Source organism: Microcoleus sp. bin38.metabat.b11b12b14.051, assembly GCF_013299165.1.
Lineage (GTDB): Bacteria > Cyanobacteriota > Cyanobacteriia > Cyanobacteriales > Microcoleaceae > Microcoleus.
In genome coordinates this window covers 71,949-92,808 of the sequence record NZ_JAAFKD010000023.1, presented here as the reverse complement: position 1 = coordinate 92,808, position 20,860 = coordinate 71,949, and the positions used below count along the sequence as shown (strand labels likewise).

The following is a 20,860-nucleotide window of genomic DNA, read 5'->3' as shown; positions in this document are numbered from 1 at the left end:
ATATGACAAAATTAATTGTAATTACCGGAATAAGTCGCGGTCTAGGTCTCGCTATGACCGAAAATTTTATTGAATTGGGACACACAGTTTTAGGCTGTGCCCGCTCGGCCGCAGCCGTGGAACAACTCAAACAAAAATATCACCTGCCACACCATTTTGCTTGTTTGGATGTCGCCAGCGACGAGTCAGTCAAAGCTTGGGCAACAGAAATTATGGCAAAGCATGAGGCGCCAGATTTGCTGATTAACAATGCAGCTATTACCAATTATTCCGCGCCACTTTGGAAAATCAGCAGCGAAGAATTTTCCCAGGTAATTGATGTTAATATTAAAGGTACAGCTAATGTGATTGGCCACTTTGTCCCGGCAATGATTGCCAGAAAAAGCGGCATAATTGTCAACTTTAGTTCTGGCTGGGGAAGGTCAACTTCGCCGGAAGTCGGGCCCTATTGCGCGTCTAAATGGGCGATCGAAGGACTGACGCGATCGCTCGCCCAAGAACTCCCGCGAGGGATGGCAGCGATTCCTTTGAATCCCGGGATAATTCATACCGATATGCTGGAAATTTCTTTCGGAGAACACGCGGCAAGTTACACGCCTGTCAAAGAATGGGTGCAAAAAGCAGTTCCTTTTTTACTGAAATTGAAACCTTCAGATAATGGAAGGCCGATGACTGTTCCAGGTTGACAATAGACTTATTGCGCGCATCCAGAATAGTGTTAAAAATATCTGCGTTTATCCGTGTTTATCTGCGGTTTCTGTATCCCTAAAAAAAATATGCAAGAAGTCTAATAAAATAGTAAAATAAGATTCTAGTCTGATCCAAAGCCAGAACTCTTTCCCCAAATAGCCACTGTGAACTTGCCGCTAACCTCGCCCTCGCCAACCGAAACCCGCAAAGCAGACCATCTCAGGATCTGCCTCGAAGAAGATGTACAATTTCGCGAAACTACCAGCGGACTAGAAAACTACCGTTTTGCTCACTGCTGTTTGCCAGAACTCGATCGCGCCCAAATCGATCTCACCTCCACATTTCTCGGCAAAAAACTAGCCGTACCCCTACTAATCTCGTCCATGACGGGCGGCACAGAGCTCGCCCAGACAATCAACTATCGCCTCGCCGATGTCGCTCAAACATACAAACTAGCAATGGGCGTCGGTTCCCAACGATGCGCGGTTGAAAACCCTGAATTGGCTTCTACATTTGCCGTCCGCAGACGCGCTCCCGATATTCTGCTATTTGCTAATATCGGAGCAGTTCAGTTAAACTATAATTACGGTTTGGAAGAGTGCCAAAAGATTGTCGATATTCTCGAAGCAGATGCGCTTATTTTACACTTAAATCCGCTGCAAGAGTGCGTTCAAACCGAAGGTGATACTAACTTTAAAGGACTGCTGGATAAAATTGCCAAATTGTGCGATCGATTACCAGTACCGGTAATTGCGAAAGAAGTGGGTAACGGTATTTCTGGAAAAATGGCACAGAAATTGCTCGCGGCTGGAGTAAGTGCGATCGACATTGCCGGCGCTGGAGGCACTTCTTGGGCGAAAATAGAAGGACAGCGAGCTAAAGACAGCAAACAGCGCCGCTTGGGCGCCACCTTTGCTGACTGGGGAATCCCCACAGCCGAGTGCATTGTCAGCACCCGCGCCGTAGCCCCAGATGTTCCCCTGATTGCTTCTGGAGGCTTGCAAAACGGCTTGGATGCAGCAAAAGCGATCGCCCTCGGTGCGGATTTGGCGGGACTGGCGCGATCGTTTCTGCAAGCCGCAGCACAATCGGAGTCAGCAGCAGGCCTTTTAGCTGAGGTGCTAATTGCAGAAATTACCACTGCCATGTTCTGTACGGGATGCGCTAACTTGGATGAGTTAAAACATTCTGGGGTTTTGGAAAGGTTATCTGTTGACAGTTGACAGTTGACAGTTGACAGTTGACTGTATGACTGTATGACTGTTGACTGTTGGGAGAGATTCAAAGATAACAACTGCTAATTACCAATGACCAATGACCAATTACCAATGACCAATTACCAATTACCAGTTACCAATTATCAGTTACCAATTACCAATTACCAACAGTCAACAGTCAACAGTCAAGAGTCAACAGTCAACAGTCAACTGTCAACTGTCAACTATCAACTGTCAACTGTCAACTGTCAACTGTCAACTGATTAATTATCTAAATGAAAGATTTCCTAAAATATACTTGTGCAAGTTTGCTAGGAACGTTCCTAGGACTGTTGCTGATGGGTAGCATCGGCTTGGGAGGACTGGTACTGCTAGTTGCTCTGGCGGCATCGTCGTCTAAAGATTCAGGCCCCCAAGTTAAAGATAAGTCTGTATTGGTATTAGACCTTTCTTTAAATATCACCGATAGCAAACCGAGTCGCAGCACCAGCGCGGCGATTCAAGAAGCGCTTTCCGACGAATCCGGCGATGCTGTGACGCTGCGAACTGTTTTAGATGCGATCGACTCTGCGAAAAAAGACCCGAAAATCGTGGGCATTTATCTCGAAGGTAGTTCGGATGCCAGCAGTAGCGGGTTTGCTAATCTTAAGGAAGTGCGATCGGCATTACAGCGTTTCCGAGATGCCAAAAAACCAATTTTTGCTTACGAAATGGACTGGAGCGAGCGAGATTATTACCTCGGCTCAGTTGCAAATACAATTGCTATGAATCCTTACGGATCTCTTGAAATCAACGGTTTTAGCAGTCAAGCAATGTTTTGGACTGGTGCTTTGGAAAAATACGGCGTCGGAGTGCAAGTGACTCGCGTCGGTAAATACAAGTCAGCCGTCGAACCATTTTTGCTCAAAAAAATGAGTCCGGAAAATCGCCAGCAAACTCAAAAGTTGCTGGGAGATATTTGGGGAGAATACCTAAAAACTGTCGGCCCAAGCCGCAAATTGACCGTTCCCCAACTGCAAGCAGTGGCAGATAATGGCGGAACTTTGATGGCTGACGAAGCTCTCAAAGGCAAGTTAGTTGACAAAGTTGCCTACTTTGATGAAATTGCAGCCGAACTCAAAAAACTCACAGGAACTGATGCAGAAGATAAATCTTTTAAGCAAATAAGTTTGAAGAACTATGCGAGAGTTGCTGAGAATAAAAACTCAACTAATGCTAACAAGAAAAATCAGATTGCTGTCCTTTACGCTGAGGGAGAGATTGTAGATGGCGAAGGCGGCCCGACTCAAGTAGGAGGCGATCGCATCGCTGAAGAAATGCGGAAAATTAGAGAAGATGACGACGTAAAAGCAGTAGTTTTGCGCGTTAACAGCCCCGGAGGCAGCGCCACGGCTGCGGAAGTCATCGGGCGCGAAGTCGTGCTGACGGGCAAAAAGAAGCCCGTTATCGTGTCGATGGGCAACTTAGCAGCTTCCGGCGGCTATTGGATTTCCATGGGTTCGAGCAAAATCTTTGCCGAAGCCAATACGATTACTGGTTCCATTGGCGTGTTTGGGATGCTGTTCAACGCCGAAAAATTGGCTGCTAACAACGGCATAAGTTGGGACGTGGTGAAAACCGCCCGCTTTGCGGATACTAACACGGTTTCCCGCCCCAAAAATCCTCAAGAATTGGCGAATATTCAGAAAATAGTCGATCGCATTTACGATCGATTTATCACCAAAGTCGCCGACTCCCGCAAACTACCGAAAAACAAGGTGCAAGAAATTGCTCAAGGTAGAGTTTGGTCTGGTACTGCTGCGAAACAGTTGGGTTTAGTCGATGAAATTGGCGGGCTAGAAGATGCTATCCGAGAGGCTACCAAACAAGCTAAACTAGGCGACAATTGGCAGTTGGAAGAATACCCTAAACGTCGCAGTTTGGAAGAGCGAATTTTGGAAAGACTTTCTGGCGTTCATGTCTTAAAACCAGCCACCAAACTCGACCCGCTGAGTGCAGAAGTTAAGAAAATGCAAGATGAATTAGCCGTGATCAAATCGATGAACGACCCGCAAGGCGTCTACGTTCGCTTACCTTTCAACTTGCGGATTAATTAACTTTACTCTTCAACCCGCGGAGGCGGGTTTTGTTTGTGTGCTCGCGTTGCTAGCGGTTTCAACCGCCGAGTTCGATAAAATAAACAAGGTTCGTAATGAGGACTTTAGTCCGCATCCAAATCAGCGGACTAAAGTCCTCACTACGAACCAATCTTATTACGGCGATCGCACCGGTGGTTATTAACTGAAAAACCCGGTTTCTACAAGAAACCGGGTTTATGAATACCCTAAAGCGCGATCGACTAGGAATTGGCAATGTTTATTATGCTGCACGCTGAGTCAACAATCCCCAGACGAAAAGTACCACGATCGCGCCGATGACTGCAAAAGCTATGCTGGGTAGAGTTAATGCTCCAAAGGATGCTCCCGCGCTAGTCCCCACAAAGACTTGGCCTAAATAACCTCCCACCAGCGCGCCGATAATTCCTAAAACTGTGGTTGCCACAAAACCGCCACCTTGAGTTCCCGGATAAATGGCTTTGGCGATCGCACCGGCAATCAGTCCTAAAACAATCCAAGCAATAATTCCCATTTCTTTTTCTCCTGAATCCTTAACTGTTCTCGTCCCTTGTCTTATGTTCTAAGAATAGCAACCAATCTTCTCTTCTCTCCTCTACCGCAGGGAGGAACCAAAAGTGGTAGAATTTCTCATGAACCATCCGATTTTGAAGTTTTTTCATGTATCAAAAGAGTTATAAAAGAAGTGACTACGCAGAAAAAAAACTTTAATTATCTAGGAGATAAGGCTTTAGTTATTTAGCCCACAAGCGATCGCCCCTTGTATTTGTGCAAGTTCACAACCCTCTAACAATAATCCAGGGTTAGTACAACCAAATTTTGGTAGTGTTCAAAGATACTTATACTTAAATCTAAAGCTAAATCAAAGCATCGTTTTTCGTACTTTTGTGTTTTACTGGTAAAAAAAATCACAATAATTCTGTCAAATTAGGAAAGTTGACCGCCGATGAATCTAAGTCTGTGCACGATCGTGAAAAATGAAGAAGCAACACTGTCGCGGACTTTGGACAGCGTAAAGGGTGTTGTGGATGAAATTATCGTCTTAGATACCGGTTCGGGCGATCGCACCCGTGAAATTGCCCGAGAAGCCGGGGCCAGAGTTTATGACTTTGAATGGTGCGACGACTTTGCAGCAGCCCGCAATGAATGTCTCAAACACGCCCACGGCGACTGGATTTTGGTGTTGGATGCCGATGAAGTGCTGGTACCGGAGATTGTACCTCAAATCCAACAGGCCATTCAGAGCGATCGACTGCTGCTAATCAATCTCATCCGCCAAGAAATCGGCGCATCTCAATCTCCCTATTCCCTCGTGTCGCGCTTGTTTCGCAATCGCCCCGGCATCCGCTTCTCTCGCCCGTACCACGCTATGGTAGACGACAGCGTGGCTGAGATTTTGCAGCGGGAACCGCAATGGAAAATAGCTTCTCTCCCCGATGTGGCTATTTACCACTCTGGTTATCACAAAGATGCGATCGCAGCAAAAAGCAAATTCCAAAAAGCTCAAGCAGCAATGGAACGCTATATAGCTTATTATCCAAACGATGCTTATGCTTGCAGCAAATTAGGCGCGCTCTACGTAGAAAGCGGGCAAATCGGGCGGGGAATTAATTTATTAACCAGGGGATTGACTGCTGCAACAATTGATGATTCTATTGCCTACGAACTCAACTATCATTTAGGAATTGCTTACCGCCAACAGCAGCAATTTGCCAAAGCCAAAGAACGCTATCAAGCAGCAATTAATACCAATGTTTTTCCAGCGCTGAAGTTGGGAGCTTACAATAATTTGGGCAATTTGCTCAAAGACGAAGGAGATTTGCAAGCAGCAGAAAAAGCTTACAAAGCAGCTTTAAAAATCGATCCCAATTTTGCACTAGGTCACTACAATTTAGGACTGACTTTGAAAGCAGCCGGAAATTTGGCAGATGCGATCGCCTATTACCGACAAGCCATTAAACTCGATCCCGAACACGCCGAAGCCCATCAAAACTTAGCCGTTGCGCTGCTGAAAATCGGCAAAATGCCAGAAAGCTTAGCAGAATTCAAAAGAGCGATCGCCCTTCACGAACAGCGCCGCCCCTTTGAAGCAGAACGACTGCGCCGAGGACTGCAAGAAATGGGTTTAATCTAAACTTCTGATCGAGTAATTTGTAGGGGCAATCCCCCCGTGGTTGCCCCTCGATCCCGAAGGGGTAGGCACGGCGGGGCACATTGGTGTCAACTTAAGCCTGAAAACTTTTGTATATCTGGTTTCTATCTAAGGCCAGATCCCCCTAAATCCCCCTTAAGAAGGGGGACTTTGAGCTGCTTCCGGTTCCCCCCTTAAGAAGGGGGGCTAGGGGGGATCTGGCCTAATAGTCAAACAGTAGACCGATACTAAGTTTGACCTTAAGTTGACACCAATGCTCTTGGCACTACCCCTACAAATTGCGAAAAATACCAGCTAAATCAAGCAATTATCTCTACTTTTCCGCTGTCCAAATCGTAGCGCCCTCCAACAACTTTCAACTTGCCCGCTTTCACCGCTTCAGCCAAAATAGGCGACGCAGATTTTAACTTATTTACGTTCATTTTTACATTAGCTCTGACTGCGTTATCCCAGGCATCGCCCGGTTGACCTTTTGTCGCATCAACTGCGGGTTTAATAGCTGTTACCAAAGTGCCAATGTGACCGGGGACTGGTTTGCCATCTAAAGCTGCTTTCACAGCACCACAGCGTTCGTGACCCAGAATTACTAATAGCGGAACCCCTAATTCTAGTGCGGCATATTCCATATTTCCGAGAACCCCATCATCGAGAAAATTTCCAGCTACTCGGATATCAAATAAATCCCCTAATCCTTGGTCGAAAATAATTTCGGGAGTCACCCGCGAATCAGAACAAGCCAGGATGGTTGCAAACGGATGTTGACCCTTTGCTACTTCAGAAATTCGCGATCGGCTTTGGTCGGGAAAAGTCCGTTTTTGGTCAATATAGCGCTGATTCCCCCTCATCAATTTCTTGAGTGCGGCGTCGGGAGTGATGTTTGAGATTGCCTCTCCTGCATAGGCGGGTTCTGTTTTGAATAGTCCTGGTGCAATAGTTGCGATCAGTGTCCCTGCACCGGCCATCCATATGACACTCCGCCTGGACATCCTGCCTATATTTTTGGGGTCGCTCATTGTTTGCAACTTGATTTAAATATTTATATTTATGAGTATGATATTTACCGCAAGCTGAGCGAGATTTCTTTACTTTTTCTTTACAAGTAGCTGCCAAATTTAAACTTTAAAAAAGAGGCCACTTTTTATTTCATGAAGTCAACGGCGGTTATACTTCTGCCTGTCGGAGATGCTATAGTGTATCTAAAATGACAATTATTTATCAATGAATCACAATGTCTTACGTCGCCAGCATTCATATCTATCCGGTCAAGTCCCTTGACGGCATAGCAGTCAGTCAAGCTACTATTCTTGCCAGCGGAGCTCTACAAGGCGATCGCTCTTTTGCCATCTGCGATCGCTCCGGAGCATTCGTAAACAGTAGGCGCAACAGCGGAGTTGATTTTTTGCGCTTATCATTTGACATGAAACATAGAATTGCCGGTCTGAAAATTCAAGACACCGAACAAGAAATATTTTTTCATGTAGATAGAGAACGCCCCGGAATAGAATATTGGTTGAGCAACTACTTCGGTTTCCAGGTCAAGTTAATTGAAAACTTGCTCGCAGGCTTTCCCGAAGATAACGCTGCACCCGGCCCAACCATGATTGGTACCGAAACAATTGCCCAAGTTGCATCTTGGTTTCCGAGAGTTTGCGTTAACGAGATGCGCCACCGCTTCCGAGCTAATATTGAAATAGGAGATGTCCCTGCTTTTTGGGAAGACCAACTTTTCGGAGGAGGTGACGAAGTAGTCAGGTTTAAAATCGGCCCAGTCATATTTGAAGGTGTTAATCCCGGTCATCCCTGTCTGCTCTCTACGCGAAATTCTACGGCGACAGAAGTTGCTCCCAATTTGAATAAATTACTGATAGCCAAGCAGAAGGAAATCATGCCTGACCTGGTAAAAACAGGGAACTTAAATCAGTTTAATCGGCTGATAGTCAAGACGCAAGTGCCGCATCAAGCAGCAGGAAAAATAGTACATATAGGAGACGAAGTTCAAATTCTCAGCGTCGGTAAATCTCTATTAAATACCATGCCCGATTAGTTATAAAAGTTTTATGATGATGATTGGCATTCCTCACTAATAACTTAATCTTTCTGACTTAAACATCACCCATCACCCATCACTGCTGTTCGCTCTTCGGGGACAGCACTTTTGACAAATGACAAATGGCAAATCACCAATGACAAATGACAAATGACCAACGACCAATGACAAATGACCAATGACAAATGACCAATGACAAATGACCAATGACCAATGACAAATGACCAATTACCTTTGATTTCGGTTGCTATGATAAACTGCGATCGGTCTGTCGATTCCTTTAAAGCGGAAATCTCCCATCGGCTCAAAACTTTGGGGCAATCGCAGCAAATTGTAAGTAGTTTCGCTTACCACGCATTCCCCCGGCAGACAAATTCCCTCCATCCGAGCAGCCAGATTAATTGTCGAACCCAACACAGTATAATCAACTCTTTTAGAACTACCAACATCCCCAATTATCGCCTTGCCGCTATTAATAGAAATCCGCAATTGCAGCGGTTCGCCCAAACTATTATTGGCATTGAGATTGTCAAGGCGGTTGAGCATTCCTAAAGCGGCTGCAACAGCGCGATCGGCATGATCGAGCTGTGGTTCCGGCGCTCCAAAAAATGCCATAATACAATCTCCAATAAACTTATCTAAAGTTCCTCCTTCTCCAAACACTTCTTGCAGCATTTCCTCAAAAAAATTGTTTAGCAACCCGGCAATTTCAGGTGGACTCAAGCGTTCTGACATCGCAGTAAAGCCAACAATATCTGCAAACAAAATGCTGATTTCCCGTTCCACAGGCGGCAGGCGGTGGTTAATTAAAGTCCCCGTATTCATTAAATGCTGCACCACCGCCGGGGAGTGATAGCGCTCCAATCTTTGCCGCATAGTTTCTTCGGTGCGGAGTTTCTGTGTCAGCAGCCACCTCTGCACGCTGGAAGCGACAATATTGCCTAAAGCTGAAAAAAAGCTCAAGTCTTCATCTCCGCCCTGATGCCACTCTCTAGAAGTTAATTGAGCGTCGCCGTAGAGCACTCCAAAAACAGTATTTTCATCCCATAGAGGAACAGCTATTGCCGTGCGAATTCCTTTGTCGATCATGCTGATATTGTCGTCAAACTGTTCGTCAAATTGAGCGTCGGCAGTTTTGAGAGCAACTTGTTCTTCCAATACTTTGCGGCAAATAGTGCGACCGATCCAACTGCCATCAGCGGGCATATGTTTATTTTTAGCTGTGGGTCGGGTAGCAGTTTTAACTACTTCCAGTTCGCCGTTATTTCTAAAGTCTATTAATAGCGCTAAACGTTCAATATTCTTGATATCGCGGAACACGATCTTCTGGACTTGATAGAAAATTGCTTCAATGGATTCAGCAGTGTTCAAAAATTTAGCGATATCAACCAAATATTTTAAACGCGATATTGCTTGTTCGTAGTTTTTTTCGATTTTTGTATCTGGTTCTATCCACTGTTTTTGCAGTTCTTTGGCTTTGCCGAGGATTGTAACTCCTTCGGGCATGGTGCCGATTTCGGGAAGTTGGGGGTCGGAGCGATCGGGCAAAACGACAATCAAATTAATCCGGTGTCCCAGATAAATCACATCGCCCTGATTGACTAAGTGAGGGTGGTTGAGGGGACTGTTGTTAAGTAGCGTCCCGTTGGTACTGCCCATATCCTCAACTAGCCACTCGCCTGAACCTATCTTAAACAAGCGGGTGTGGTGCCGGGAAATATCAGAAAAAGGCAGTTGCAAATCGCATTCTAGCAACCTACCAATAATAAAATCGTCGCCCTCGACAGGTACGGTTTTTTCGATGATTCCATTAATTTGCAGTTGCAGATTGAGTTCATTCATACATAGCACCGCTGTTGAATCTTCAAGGCTTTAATAAGACTTGAATTCATCAGATAAAACCTTCTACGAGTCTGACGGAGCAGGCGGCAGCTCCAAAGTAAGCTGACCCAACACACCTGTTCTAAAATCGTTTAACATTTGCCGCGCCGTTCGTTCGACATCTCCTTTATACCTGTCTTTTGCTACTTCGTGCAAATAATCTTCACCATTACCAGATCCTAGGTCTAATTTATACCGGGATTTGAAACCAGACACTGATATGAATCTCTCATCAGCAGCTTCCAGGGCTAGGAGCAAATCTACCATAGCGGAGGCTACTACCTGATTGTCGTAAGCTGCTTCGCCAATATCTTCGCAAATAGCTAATTTTATGGCATTTTCTTGATTGTTAATGCGGGTGGGGATCACTCCGGGGGCGTCCAATAACTCAATTTCGTCAGAAATGCGAATCCATCGGAGCGATTTAGTTACTCCTGCTCTGCGGGCGCTGTCTACCACTCTGCGCCCTAAAAGCCGATTGATTAAAGCAGATTTTCCGACATTTGGGAAGCCCATCACCACGGCGCGGACTGGACGGGGTAGCATACCTCGATCGAATCTACGCTTATTTAGCTGCACTCCAGCCTCCTGGACAGCATCGGAAACATCGTGTACTCCTTGACCGTGCTCGGCATTAGTAAAATAGGCAGTTTCCCCCTGAGACTCAAACCAGGTTTCCCACGCGTCGCGGGTTTGAGGAGTAATCATGTCCATGCGGTTGATGACCAACACTCGCGCCTTACCGCCCACCCAGGTTGGCATTTGGGGGTGGTAAGTCGCTAGTGGAATGCGGGCATCTCGGACTTCTAGCACCACATCTACCCGCTTTAGCTGTTCTTTTAATGCCCGTTCAGCTTTGGCAATGTGACCGGGATACCAGTGAATTTTCATAATACGAAGGAAGAAGGAAGAAGGAAGAAGGAAGAAGGAAGAGGGAAGAGGGAAGAAGGAAGAAGGAAAAAGGAATTAACCACAGAGGGCGCAGAGAGCGCAGAGAGAAGAAAGCAGAGGGAAGAAGTAAGAAATCAGGAAAATGGAAAAGCGATCGAGAAAAATGCAAGAAGCAATAAGCAAGAGTTGTCTTACTTCTTACTTCTTCCCTCTTCCTTTTTCCTTTTTCCTTTTTCCCTCTTCCTTCCTTAAGGCACAATCAAAACTGCACAAGGAGACAGATTGATTACCCGACTGGTAACGCTGTCAGACGCCCCATCGTCAGTTAAACCCATCCCCCGACAGCCCATCACAATCAAATCTGCCCCAACTTCGTCAGCCACATCACAAATCGTGAAAGCAGGTTTGCCTTCTCGTTCGATAATTTCAGCTTCAATTCCCTGCTGGGAAAACATCGACTGGGCCTCAGACAGCAGTTTGGCGACTGCTTCGGGGGAACTCATCACCTCTCGCGGTGCCTCGCCCTCCTCGGCTGGAGGTTCGACTACCGACAGAATAACTAAACGAGAGCCGTAGGTTTTCACAATATTGACAACCTTTTCCGCCGCTTCGCGGGCTTCTCGGCTTTGATCTACAGGAAATAAGACAGTCTTGAACATAGTTCGCATTTCCCGGACACGGACTCCGATAAAATGTTTACGTTGAGCCAAATCAGTGCCGTTTGTTTCATCTTCCGTTTTTTGTACGGGCGCGGTTGAATGCGCCCGAGGCCCCAAGTGCAAGTGACGAGTGCCGCCATTTCAACGGAATTAGACAAAAACACAAATATTAGGAGGTTAATCCTGTGACAAAAAAAACTGTAGCAAATTTATCGGCATCGGACTTATCGGGCAAACGGGTATTGGTGCGGGCGGACTTTAATGTGCCGCTCGACAACGGCAGTATCACCGATGATACTCGCATCCGGGCTGCTCTGCCGACTATTCAGGATTTAGCGTCGAAGGGCGCTAAGGTCATTTTGTGCAGTCACTTCGGGCGTCCGAAGGGTGTGACTGAGAAGTTGCGCTTGACTCCGGTTGCTAAGCGGCTGTCGGAATTGTTGGGGAAGGAAGTCAAAAAGACTGATGACTGCATCGGCGATGAAGTTGCTGCTACTGTGGCGGCGATGGCTGATGGCGATGTGGTGTTGCTCGAAAATGTCCGCTTCTACCCTGAAGAGGAAGCAAATGACCCGGAATTTGCCAAGAAGTTAGCTTCTGTTGCTGATTTGTATGTGAATGATGCTTTTGGTACTGCTCACCGGGCTCACGCTTCGACTGAGGGTGTGACTAAGTATCTGAGCCCTTCTGTGGCTGGGTTTTTGATGGAGAAGGAATTGCAATATCTCGGTAGTGCGATCGACAATCCTCAACGTCCCTTAGCTGCTATCATTGGCGGTTCCAAGGTTTCCAGCAAGATTGGAGTCATCGAAAAACTGCTCGAAAAGTGCGACAAATTGTTGCTGGGCGGCGGCATGGTGTTCACTTTCTACAAAGCTCGCGGTTTGAACGTTGGCAAGTCTTTGGTGGAAGATGACAAGTTGGAACTGGCGAAGTCTTTGGAAGCTAAGGCGAAGGAACGGGGAGTTACTTTTCTGTTACCGACTGATGTGGTAGTTGCTGACAAGTTTGCTGCTGATGCCAACATTCAAATTGTCCCCGTTGAAAACATTCCCGAGGGTTGGATGGGTTTGGACATCGGCCCGGATTCTGTGAAAACTTTCCAAGATGCTTTGGCCGATTGCAAAACCGTAATCTGGAACGGGCCGATGGGCGTGTTTGAGATGGAGAAGTTTGCTGCGGGAACCGAAGGAATTGCTCATTCTTTGGCTGGAATTACTAAGACTGGTACTACCACAATTATCGGTGGTGGTGACTCGGTGGCGGCGGTAGAACAGTTGAACTTGGGCCCAGAAATGAGCCACATTTCTACTGGTGGCGGCGCTAGTTTGGAACTGCTCGAAGGTAAAGAGTTGCCTGGTGTTGCGGCTTTAGATGAAGCTTAAATCTTCGGCTAAAGGCTAGAACGCAGAAGGCAGAATTCAAGATAATTGTTAATTAAAAAAAACTTATTTTTTTAGTTTGCTATCCTATTGAAATTTCTGCTTTCTGCCGGCTTATATGGTCTCCACTAGAACCAGCCTAATAAAATTGGTTCGTAGTGAGGACTTTAGTCCGCATCCAAGAAAGGACTAAAGTCCTCACTACAAACCTTTTATATTGGAGTTATTGAAGGTCAATAATATAGCGGTCGCAAATTTTGCGAGTATAATTGGTCTGAAGTGGCAGTGAGGTTTGTTTGTGAAACTTAAAATCTTGGCAAGTGTAACGGCAACTGTAGCAGTTTTAGCGCCGTTTTTGCTGGCAGCCCCCGTCAAAGCTCAAAATCCAGATCAGGTGCGACAATTGCTAGAAACTAAGGAGTGCGAGGGCTGCGATTTGAGAAATGCTGATTTGTTTAAGGCGAGTTTGTACAGAGCTAATTTAAAAGGTGCTGATTTAAGCGGTGCTAATCTCTACGAAGCTAATTTGCTAGAGGCTGATTTAAGTGGTGCTAATTTGGCGAATGCTAACTTAGTTAATGCGGAGATGTACGGGGCTGATTTGGACAGCGCTAATTTGCGAAATGCGGATTTATCTAATGCTTTTTTGGGACGGGCAAATTTGACGAGAGCTGATTTGCGCGGTGCTAAACTTTTTAATGCTAATTTGGGCGAGTCTTATTTGCTGCAAGCTAATTTGTCGAATGCAGATTTGCGACGTTCGCTACTGTTTAGAGTGAATTTGAATCGCGCGAATTTAAGCGGGGCAGATTTGTCTTTTGCTGACGTGCGCGATACTAATTTGCAGAATGCTATTCTGTCAAATACCAGGCTTCCTAAAAGTCAATTGACTGGGAGTAATATCGATGCTGCTAGTAACGTGCGGCAGGCTGATTTGGAACGTGCCAACTTGCGCGGTACGAATTTGGGGCCGGTGGTTTGCGTCACGACGAGTTTTCCTTATTGTGTTTTGAATTTGGAGTAATCAGTCTTACAGTGCGTCAGCAGCGATTATTTTAGCAGCTACGAAAGCGTTTGACCCGCTGGCGCACCCTAGCTTGATATATATAGCCTTTCTCAGAAAGATGAGGTACTATCGGGCATAGGGCATAGGGCATGGGGCATAGGGCATAGGGCATAGGGCATACCTCAATTTTTTGAGAACCGCTATAGCAATACGATTCACTTAACAATTGTCCCAAGAGAGGAACGAAGCAAACAAGAGTCTCTATTTTTCATTAGTTTTGACTCTTGCCATCTCTTAACCTAACAGTATTGTGATATCCAATAGAGCTTTTTAAGTGAGTTATGTCAAGCGCGAGCCATTGCCAATTATCAATTACCAACTATGAATACCTGACATACCTCACCTCAATTAGAAGGGCTAGAGGAGCTAAGTTTGAGGTACTTTGTATCCCCTTTCTAGGGCAAATCTCACAAGCTGGGCGCGATTTTCTAACTGTAATTTGCTGAAGATGCTGCCTAGATGAGCTTGCACGGTGCGGGGGCTAATAAACAGCCGATCGCTAATTTGTTTGTTAGTATAACCTTGAATCACTTCCCAAAACACCCTTTCCTCGGCTGGTGTTAGCGGTAAAGGTGCTGGATTCGGCAATACTGCGATAGTTTTTGGCTCCACCGCCCGAGCGTTAGAAGTTTGCAGCAGTCGGACAATCTCGGCGTGAATGCGGTGGGAGCGCTCTAACTGCGCTTTGACCTTAGCCAAGATTTCTTCAGACTGAAAAGGTTTTACCAGATAATCGTCAGCGCCGATCGCGTGACCTTCAACTTTTGACTCAATCTCGCCTTGACCAGATAAAAATATAAACGGGACTAACTGTCCCAAACGGGTTGTTCGCAAGCGGCGGCAAAACTCAAACCCGTCCATTTCTGGCATCATTACATCTGAAATCACCAAATCAGGGGGTGCGTTCTCAAAAATTGAGAGCGCCTCAACTCCTGAATTAGCGCATTCAACCCGGTATCCTTGGCTTTCCAGGTACATTGCTAAGACTGTTTGACAGTCTGCTTCGTCGTCAACTACTAATATTCTTTCCATGAGGGCCTTGCACCAATTCCAGTTGACAGTTCTTGAAACTGCGGCTCCCAAAGTAGGAACTTAAATGAGTTTACGTGCTGCAACTTGATAAAGACTCCCAATTTCAAGACGCCACAATTCCTCAAGTAGTCCAATTACGGGCGCCGATCGAATAAAATGAGCAGAAGTTGAGGAATGTTGGACTAATTTCTCATTTGTTTGATTCGTCTATCCTAAAAATCTACAACTTTTGAGGAGGCATCGTCAACTTTTGGGTACCAAATAGACGGCAAAAGAAATAATTTTATTTTATTATACACAAATTATGGTGGCGCTTACACTATTCCCAGACTTGACATGGAAAGATTTTTTGATTTTTCCGGTTCGGACACAGGTGCAAAAGGGGTAGCACGACCAGGTGCTGCCAGGGGCTGCGCGAACAAACGTTGGTCGGCAACCAACATATTTTCAATTGTCGGTGCGGGTTCGGGGCGACTGAACAGATACCCCTGCATGATATCGCAGTTGTGCTGTTTCAGGAAAGCTAGTTCTGCTTCTGTTTCTACTCCCTCAGCAATTACTGTCATGTTCAAGCTGTGACCGAGTAAAATTACTGCTGTGGTAATAGCAGCATTTTGAGCGTCTTCGTTGGCATTGCGAACAAAAATGCGATCGATCTTTAAGCTGTCAAAAGCAAATTGCTTGAGATATCCTAAAGTAGCGTAACCAGTGCCGAAGTCGTCGATCGCAATCCGAATTCCTAAAGCTTTGAGTTGGTTTAAAGTTGCGCCTGCGACTGTCGCGTTTTCCACCAGAGCGCTTTCGGTCATTTCTAATTCTAAATTAGCTGGCTCTAAGCCTGTGGTTTCTAATATTTGGAGGATTCGCGCCTTGAGTTCTGGGTCGGACAACTGCCTGGCCGACAAATTTACTGATATTGTAAAAGGCGAGAATCCCGCCGCCAGCCAACTCGCGGCTTGGGCGCAAGCTGAGAGCAGCACCCACTCGCCAATCTGAATAATTAAACCTGTTTCTTCTGCTAAGGGAATAAATTCGCCCGGAGAAATTATACCTCGATCGGGATTTTGCCACCGCACCAAAGCTTCAGCGCCGATAACTTGTCCGGTAGCAATATTCACCTGCGGCTGATAGTATACCTGAAACTCACCTTGTGCCAAAGCACGGCGCAGCAGAGCTTCCAGAGCGAGCTTTTCAGGGGAGAGGACACAAACTTTGGTCGAGTCGTTGGCTAAATCTTTGAGTCTGGCTTCTGCTTGGTGAAGCGCGATTGTCAGGGGCTGAGTAATAGTTTGCCGTTTCGAGACGCGAGAAGCAATGGCTCCTAGCAATTCATCCTTAGTAAACGGCTTTGTCAGGTAATCGTCGGCCCCCAATTCCATCCCCCGACGAAAATCGGTTTTGGCACTTTGAGCCGTGAGGAAAATAAATGGAATTGTTGCGGCTAGGGAGTTCTGTCGCAGCGTCCGCAACACGTCGTAGCCGTCGAGTTCCGGCATCTGCACGTCGCACAAAATTAAATCCGGGATCTCCGAAAGTGCCATCTGCACCCCAAATCGACCGTTTTCGGCCGCGATGGCCCGGTAGCTGTGAGATTCCAGGAGTTGCAGAAGAGTTTCCCGGATTAATTCGTCGTCTTCTATGACTAAAATTTTGAGCATGATACTTAGATTACAGATGGCACTATATATCAGAACCTGACTAACTCTAGCATACTCAAACTAGCTAGTTACTGATTAGGCCAATTAGCCAATAAATCATTAGCCATTTGGCTAATGATTTTCCCTCGGTTCTGAAGTCACCTTCTAAGAAGTCGCAAAATTGGGAAGAGAGCGAAAACTTTCCAGGGCATAAAACTGCTGCGCCCGACTGTTTTGATGAATTTTTATTACAAAATATATCGTGGTTTCTCATAAAAAGTGCCGTTAACACTTTCACTCCGCGGATGGCGGCAAGCTCTATATAATCTCTGGTTAATTCGTTCTAAAAAAGTATTCGTAGTGAGGACTTTAGTCCTCAGATTTTTAGGCGGACTAAAGTCCTCACTACAAACCTATTTTATTGTGTGGTTCGAGGCGACATCCTAGGATGCACTGCCTTAATTCATAGGCTTAGTGGAATTCGCACAAAATTTGCGATCTACAATTGCAGAATTGATACTGACAGCCTGCATTGATGATGACTGCAAAATCTGGTTTTGCGGAACTACAACTGTCTTTTTGCAAACCAGTTCGCTGCTGCCTACAGAGGCAAAGTTCCAAGCATAAAATTCGGGATTGCTGACTGTCGCACTGGCGGGATATAAACCCAATGCAGTTAATAATACTAATCCCAAAGTTACTAAAGTTACGATCGCGAATCTCAGCATATTCTTTTTTTGAACCAGAAAATTTACCCGATCGGGATTACCTCATTATCGCCCGATCGCCCTCAAGGCGTCAATAGCCACCAGTCGATTTTAGATTTTAGATTTTAGATTTTAGATTTGAAAAATTTTAGATTTACTCGCTCTGATGAATCTGGGCTCTTCAACTAGGGTCTAAAATTTGAGGTGGCGAACTTGGGCCCTGCGGGGGCTGAGATTCGTTTTTGGGTGGCGGTTATTTCGTCTCCAGATTTAACTCGTAGGCGATCGGCTCGGATGATTGAGAAACTACGACGAATTCATAAAAACCAGTATCATCCAGCACTCCAGACCAACTCAACTCCTCTGCATCTTGCAGCAGAGGCTTGGCTTTGTTTGTCCGCCCTGGAGAATAAATCGACAGCAGAGTGGATTTGCGCGGAGCTTGCAAATTCACGCTCAAAGTTTGATTTTGAGCGAACCGCGCTATGTAAGCTTTCCCTTCACCGGGTTTGAGATTGCCGGTGAGGGTTTTGGCGTTCGATCGCCGATCGAATTCCACGCTCTCGACATTTGCTCCGGCTTCCAAAGCTGTGAGGGCGTCAGCGGTAATTGCTTGCCAAATTTGCCCGATCGGCAAATCAATGATATTGCGATCGCGCGGCTGCTGCGGAAACAAATAAAAGAACTTCGCATCAGCCAAATCGTACAGCGCCCGACTGCTCAAAGAAAGCTTGTTAACCTCAGCTTTCCAGCGATCGCGATCGGCACTGTCGTAACTTCCCAACCGCGCTCTAGCCTCGCTGCTGAGGTTTGAGAGCTTGTCGAGCAAGTCGTCGCCGATTTTCTGCCACCTTTCGCGCCACTGGCGATCCTCGTCGCCTTCTTTTAACAGCCGCCCGCCCAATTCCGGGTATTTAGCATAGAAAGTTTCGTCTACAAGATTGACGTAACCGCTATAAAATCGATCGTCAATTTTGAGTTCAGAAAAGCGATCGCGCAAAGCATCTTCTTGCTGCTGCTTCGGGCCCGGAGTCTGGGGAATCTTCTGCACTTTTGATTGGATGTTTAACACGTAATTGCCCGCAAACCAGCCAACTGCTCCCATACTTGAAAGCACGGCTATTACGAACAAAAACATTTGCCAAGCAGGCATCTTTTGCTGGTTGCCAATCATCGCCACTCGCACCGGAGTTCCCGGCAGTTTCGGGACAGGGGGAGGAACGGGGATGGGCTGCGAGTGTTCCGGCGGCTGCTGGGTGAGGGCAAAATCCGGCGCAGGCTGCGGCGGTGGCGGCTGCTGTAAAGGGGGATTCCCAGAGAGAGCCTGCAAAACCTCGCGAGCCGAGGAGTAGCGCTGGCTCGGCTGCTGAGCGAGCATTTTACCCAGCACCAAGGACAAATTTGGAGACAGAGAACAGTCTGCCCGCCAGTTCCAATTTAACGTCTGGCTGTCGAGCAATTGATGAGGTTCCTTCCCCGTCAGCAACACCAAAACTGTAGCGGCGAGGGCGTACAAATCGCTGTGGGGATAGACGATACCCATTTGCATCTGTTCGAGGGGAGCATAGCCGAGCTTGCCGATGCGAGTCGCGGGGGCGGGAGTGGCGTTACCTTCTGTTTCGGCGAAGAGAGATTCTACGGTGGCGGCGATTTCTTTGACTCCGCCGAAGTCAATGAGCACGGGCATCCCGTCAGACAAGCGCAAAATCAGGTTGTCGGGGGAGATGTCGCGGTGAATGACTCCCAACGAGTGAATGTATTCGAGGACTGGCAAAATCTGGATCAGCAGTTGATTGACTTCTGCTTCGATGAAGCGCAAACCCTGACGCTTGCGGGCGTCCAGCAAAAAACGGTAGTTTTGACCCGGTACGTAGTCTTGGACGAGAAATAGGTAGCCTCGATCGACTATACTGACGCGAAACATTTCGCGGAAGCGCGGGATTTGATTGTGTTGCAGCTTGTAGAGCACTCCGGCTTCGCGCTCGAAGAGTTCCTCGGATTTTTGTAAGGCGTAACTTCCTTGTACTTGGGGCGCAAATTCTTTTAAAACGCAGGGTTCGTTAAATCGGTGGGCATCTTCAGCGAGGTAGGTGCGCCCGAAGCCTCCGTGTCCCAATTCGCGGACGATGCGGTAGTGGTTGTGGAGAGTGATGCCGGGGTAGATGGGATTGTTCATTGGAACTTGTTGCTGCGTCGGATGTATGCGCTTGAGTAAGATTGGGAGTTTTGGGCGATCGCGCTAATTAATCTTGACATAGTGTGTCGGTGTTGATGAGTCGATCGGCAGCTTGGTCATCTCCTGCTGTTTTTGTTAAACAAGCGGTTTCTTGGCTGCACACAAGTTTATGGATTGTGCTATTTGTGCGATCGTACTCAGATTTATGGGACAATCGATCAGATATTTGACAGGATGCGGGAACTAAATTGTATCGGGATCGATATTTAATTCTCGTAATTTTGCGGCCAGGCGATCGGCTCGTCGAGCTTGATTTTCGGCTCGTTGAGCTTGATTTTCGGCTCGTTGAGTCTGATTTTCAGCTCTTTGAGCCTCTGCATCAGCTCGCCCTGTCTCCCTTTCTGCAACTTCTTCAGGAGTAGGAACCAATTCACCTGCTGCTGTAAAGAAACGCAATTGTCCGCTACAAATCCCCAAACTCAAATCAAGCTGTTGACTCCGCAGATAGCCGAATTCATTCGGTGCAATTGGTTGATATTCCCCATCAACTAAATGAAACCCAGCTAATTCTAAAGTTTCAGGATCGAACCAAAAGTAATCATGAGTACGGAAGGTATCTTGATACAGTTTTTTTTTAAAGTTTTTATCTATGTTCGCTGTTTGCGGCGACAGGATTTCCAGAATGATATTTGGGTACTTTCCATCTTCATCCCAAACCACCCAGCTTTTCCGAGTTTTGCGTTCTGTTCCAAGTACCACAAAAAAGTCTGGGCCTCGGAAGTCTTTCGATTTAAGTTGCTTGGGGCTGTAGTAAATAGTGAGGTTGCCGGCAGCATAGAAGTCATTTATATCTCGCCACAACCATTCTAAACACTTGAACAGCAGCATTATTTGTCGGAGATGCAGTTCTGTTTCCACTGGAGGTTCATCACTATATAAATCGACTGGAGGAACAATAATATTTTCGGGTAGCTCTGGTTCTAGTAGCTCTGGTTCTAGTATTTCTTGTTCTGGTATTTCTTGGGGAGTAACTAATTCTGCGGTTGCGGACATGGCTGCTTGAGGAGTAAGAGGTGGTGTGTCTATTTTAGCAAGGTTTTTATCTCGATGCCCAGGACTATATCTGAAAGTGCGATCGCACTTTTGGTCAAAAAGTGCGATCGGGCAATTAAAATTACGTTATTTTTTATTCAGTCCGCGGAGGCGGAC

At 46.4% G+C, this 20,860-nt stretch carries 20 protein-coding genes; 9 read left to right on the top strand and 11 right to left on the bottom strand.

Features of this window, described 5'->3' with window-relative positions; genetic code table 11:
- Window positions 1–2: 2 nt before the first annotated feature.
- From QZW47_RS22005 to sppA, 4 genes are all read left to right on the top strand, one after another.
- Entirely contained in the window at window positions 3–686 is a 684-nt protein-coding gene (locus QZW47_RS22005; RefSeq protein WP_293131380.1) for an SDR family oxidoreductase, read from the top strand.
- Window positions 687–854: 168 nt separating this feature from the next.
- Entirely contained in the window at window positions 855–1,913 is a 1,059-nt protein-coding gene (gene fni, locus QZW47_RS22000) for a type 2 isopentenyl-diphosphate Delta-isomerase (protein WP_293131377.1), read from the top strand.
- A gap of 105 nt (window positions 1,914–2,018) precedes the next feature.
- Window positions 2,019–2,174 carry a hypothetical protein gene (locus tag QZW47_RS21995; protein ID WP_293131375.1) on the top strand — a complete coding sequence of 52 codons (156 nt, stop codon included), beginning with the start codon at window positions 2,019–2,021 and terminating at the stop codon, window positions 2,172–2,174.
- A gap of 8 nt (window positions 2,175–2,182) precedes the next feature.
- Window positions 2,183–4,003, top strand: coding sequence for a signal peptide peptidase SppA (sppA, locus tag QZW47_RS21990; protein ID WP_293131373.1), 1,821 nt, complete (start codon window positions 2,183–2,185; stop codon window positions 4,001–4,003).
- Window positions 4,004–4,265: 262 nt separating this feature from the next.
- On the opposite strand, the gene QZW47_RS21985 is transcribed toward sppA, so the two are convergent.
- Window positions 4,266–4,535, bottom strand: a complete 270-nt coding sequence (locus QZW47_RS21985; protein WP_293131370.1) for a GlsB/YeaQ/YmgE family stress response membrane protein — start codon at window positions 4,533–4,535, stop codon at window positions 4,266–4,268.
- Between the two features lie 432 nt (window positions 4,536–4,967).
- Here QZW47_RS21985 and QZW47_RS21980 point away from each other — a divergent pair, with 432 nt between their 5' ends.
- Window positions 4,968–6,155, top strand: coding sequence for a TPR domain-containing glycosyltransferase (locus QZW47_RS21980; protein ID WP_293131367.1), 1,188 nt, complete (start codon window positions 4,968–4,970; stop codon window positions 6,153–6,155).
- Window positions 6,156–6,472: 317 nt separating this feature from the next.
- Here QZW47_RS21980 and QZW47_RS21975 read toward each other — a convergent pair whose 3' ends face one another.
- Window positions 6,473–7,186: a carbonic anhydrase gene (locus QZW47_RS21975; RefSeq protein WP_293131364.1), complete on the bottom strand. Its 714-nt coding sequence runs from the start codon at window positions 7,184–7,186 to the stop codon at window positions 6,473–6,475.
- A 215-nt stretch (window positions 7,187–7,401) separates the two neighbouring features.
- Between QZW47_RS21975 and QZW47_RS21970 the strand changes: the two genes are divergently transcribed.
- Window positions 7,402–8,217, top strand: coding sequence for an MOSC N-terminal beta barrel domain-containing protein (locus tag QZW47_RS21970; RefSeq protein WP_293131361.1), 816 nt, complete (start codon window positions 7,402–7,404; stop codon window positions 8,215–8,217).
- A gap of 231 nt (window positions 8,218–8,448) precedes the next feature.
- On the opposite strand, the gene QZW47_RS21965 is transcribed toward QZW47_RS21970, so the two are convergent.
- Both QZW47_RS21965 and ylqF read right to left on the bottom strand, forming a co-directional pair.
- Window positions 8,449–10,062 (bottom strand): adenylate/guanylate cyclase domain-containing protein, encoded by a 1,614-nt coding sequence (locus QZW47_RS21965; protein ID WP_293131358.1) that lies wholly within the window; start codon window positions 10,060–10,062, stop codon window positions 8,449–8,451.
- Window positions 10,063–10,125: 63 nt separating this feature from the next.
- Window positions 10,126–10,992, bottom strand: coding sequence for a ribosome biogenesis GTPase YlqF (gene ylqF, locus QZW47_RS21960; RefSeq protein ID WP_293131355.1), 867 nt, complete (start codon window positions 10,990–10,992; stop codon window positions 10,126–10,128).
- Here ylqF and QZW47_RS21955 point away from each other — a divergent pair.
- Window positions 10,981–11,244, top strand: coding sequence for a hypothetical protein (locus tag QZW47_RS21955; protein WP_293131352.1), 264 nt, complete (start codon window positions 10,981–10,983; stop codon window positions 11,242–11,244). The two genes, ylqF and QZW47_RS21955, sit on opposite strands and share 12 nt — an antisense overlap.
- Here QZW47_RS21955 and QZW47_RS21950 read toward each other — a convergent pair.
- Entirely contained in the window at window positions 11,241–11,651 is a 411-nt protein-coding gene (locus tag QZW47_RS21950; RefSeq protein ID WP_293131349.1) for a universal stress protein, read from the bottom strand. The two genes, QZW47_RS21955 and QZW47_RS21950, sit on opposite strands and share 4 nt — an antisense overlap.
- Window positions 11,652–11,836: 185 nt before the next feature.
- Between QZW47_RS21950 and QZW47_RS21945 the strand changes: the two genes are divergently transcribed.
- On the top strand, window positions 11,837–13,036 hold the full coding sequence (locus QZW47_RS21945; protein ID WP_293131346.1) for a phosphoglycerate kinase: 1,200 nt from the start codon (window positions 11,837–11,839) through the stop codon (window positions 13,034–13,036).
- A gap of 295 nt (window positions 13,037–13,331) precedes the next feature.
- Window positions 13,332–14,057 (top strand): pentapeptide repeat-containing protein, encoded by a 726-nt coding sequence (locus tag QZW47_RS21940; protein ID WP_293131343.1) that lies wholly within the window; start codon window positions 13,332–13,334, stop codon window positions 14,055–14,057.
- Window positions 14,058–14,465: 408 nt separating this feature from the next.
- Here QZW47_RS21940 and QZW47_RS21935 read toward each other — a convergent pair whose 3' ends face one another.
- The 6 genes from QZW47_RS21935 to QZW47_RS21910 all read right to left on the bottom strand — a co-directional run bounded on the left by QZW47_RS21935 (window position 14,466) and on the right by QZW47_RS21910 (window position 20,704).
- Window positions 14,466–15,131, bottom strand: a complete 666-nt coding sequence (locus tag QZW47_RS21935) for a response regulator (protein WP_293131340.1) — start codon at window positions 15,129–15,131, stop codon at window positions 14,466–14,468.
- A 314-nt stretch (window positions 15,132–15,445) separates the two neighbouring features.
- Window positions 15,446–16,789 (bottom strand): EAL domain-containing response regulator, encoded by a 1,344-nt coding sequence (locus QZW47_RS21930; protein WP_293131337.1) that lies wholly within the window; start codon window positions 16,787–16,789, stop codon window positions 15,446–15,448.
- 437 nt (window positions 16,790–17,226) lie between these two features.
- Window positions 17,227–17,496, bottom strand: coding sequence for a hypothetical protein (locus tag QZW47_RS21925; protein WP_293131334.1), 270 nt, complete (start codon window positions 17,494–17,496; stop codon window positions 17,227–17,229).
- A 232-nt stretch (window positions 17,497–17,728) separates the two neighbouring features.
- Window positions 17,729–19,651 carry a serine/threonine-protein kinase gene (locus tag QZW47_RS21920; protein WP_293131331.1) on the bottom strand — a complete coding sequence of 641 codons (1,923 nt, stop codon included), beginning with the start codon at window positions 19,649–19,651 and terminating at the stop codon, window positions 17,729–17,731.
- 67 nt (window positions 19,652–19,718) lie between these two features.
- Window positions 19,719–19,865 carry a hypothetical protein gene (locus QZW47_RS21915; RefSeq protein WP_293131328.1) on the bottom strand — a complete coding sequence of 49 codons (147 nt, stop codon included), beginning with the start codon at window positions 19,863–19,865 and terminating at the stop codon, window positions 19,719–19,721.
- Between the two features lie 29 nt (window positions 19,866–19,894).
- On the bottom strand, window positions 19,895–20,704 hold the full coding sequence (locus QZW47_RS21910; protein ID WP_293131325.1) for a Uma2 family endonuclease: 810 nt from the start codon (window positions 20,702–20,704) through the stop codon (window positions 19,895–19,897).
- Between the last annotated feature and the right edge of the window lie 156 nt (window positions 20,705–20,860).

Bases quoted from the DNA above. Each gene is read 5' to 3' on its own strand.
- sppA (WP_293131373.1), top strand. From the start codon at position 2,183: ATGAAAGATTTCCTAAAATATACTTGTGCAAGTTTGCTAGGAACGTTC.
- QZW47_RS21930 (WP_293131337.1), bottom strand. From the start codon at position 16,789: ATGCTCAAAATTTTAGTCATAGAAGACGACGAATTAATCCGGGAAACT.
- QZW47_RS21920 (WP_293131331.1), bottom strand. From the start codon at position 19,651: ATGAACAATCCCATCTACCCCGGCATCACTCTCCACAACCACTACCGC.
- QZW47_RS21925 (WP_293131334.1), bottom strand. From the start codon at position 17,496: ATGCTGAGATTCGCGATCGTAACTTTAGTAACTTTGGGATTAGTATTA.
- QZW47_RS21935 (WP_293131340.1), bottom strand. From the start codon at position 15,131: ATGGAAAGAATATTAGTAGTTGACGACGAAGCAGACTGTCAAACAGTC.
- QZW47_RS21975 (WP_293131364.1), bottom strand. From the start codon at position 7,186: ATGAGCGACCCCAAAAATATAGGCAGGATGTCCAGGCGGAGTGTCATA.
- QZW47_RS21965 (WP_293131358.1), bottom strand. From the start codon at position 10,062: ATGAATGAACTCAATCTGCAACTGCAAATTAATGGAATCATCGAAAAA.
- QZW47_RS21910 (WP_293131325.1), bottom strand. From the start codon at position 20,704: ATGTCCGCAACCGCAGAATTAGTTACTCCCCAAGAAATACCAGAACAA.
- QZW47_RS21980 (WP_293131367.1), top strand. From the start codon at position 4,968: ATGAATCTAAGTCTGTGCACGATCGTGAAAAATGAAGAAGCAACACTG.
- ylqF (WP_293131355.1), bottom strand. From the start codon at position 10,992: ATGAAAATTCACTGGTATCCCGGTCACATTGCCAAAGCTGAACGGGCA.
- QZW47_RS21995 (WP_293131375.1), top strand. From the start codon at position 2,019: ATGACCAATTACCAATTACCAGTTACCAATTATCAGTTACCAATTACC.
- QZW47_RS21970 (WP_293131361.1), top strand. From the start codon at position 7,402: ATGTCTTACGTCGCCAGCATTCATATCTATCCGGTCAAGTCCCTTGAC.
- QZW47_RS21950 (WP_293131349.1), bottom strand. From the start codon at position 11,651: ATGTTCAAGACTGTCTTATTTCCTGTAGATCAAAGCCGAGAAGCCCGC.
- QZW47_RS21985 (WP_293131370.1), bottom strand. From the start codon at position 4,535: ATGGGAATTATTGCTTGGATTGTTTTAGGACTGATTGCCGGTGCGATC.
- QZW47_RS22005 (WP_293131380.1), top strand. From the start codon at position 3: ATGACAAAATTAATTGTAATTACCGGAATAAGTCGCGGTCTAGGTCTC.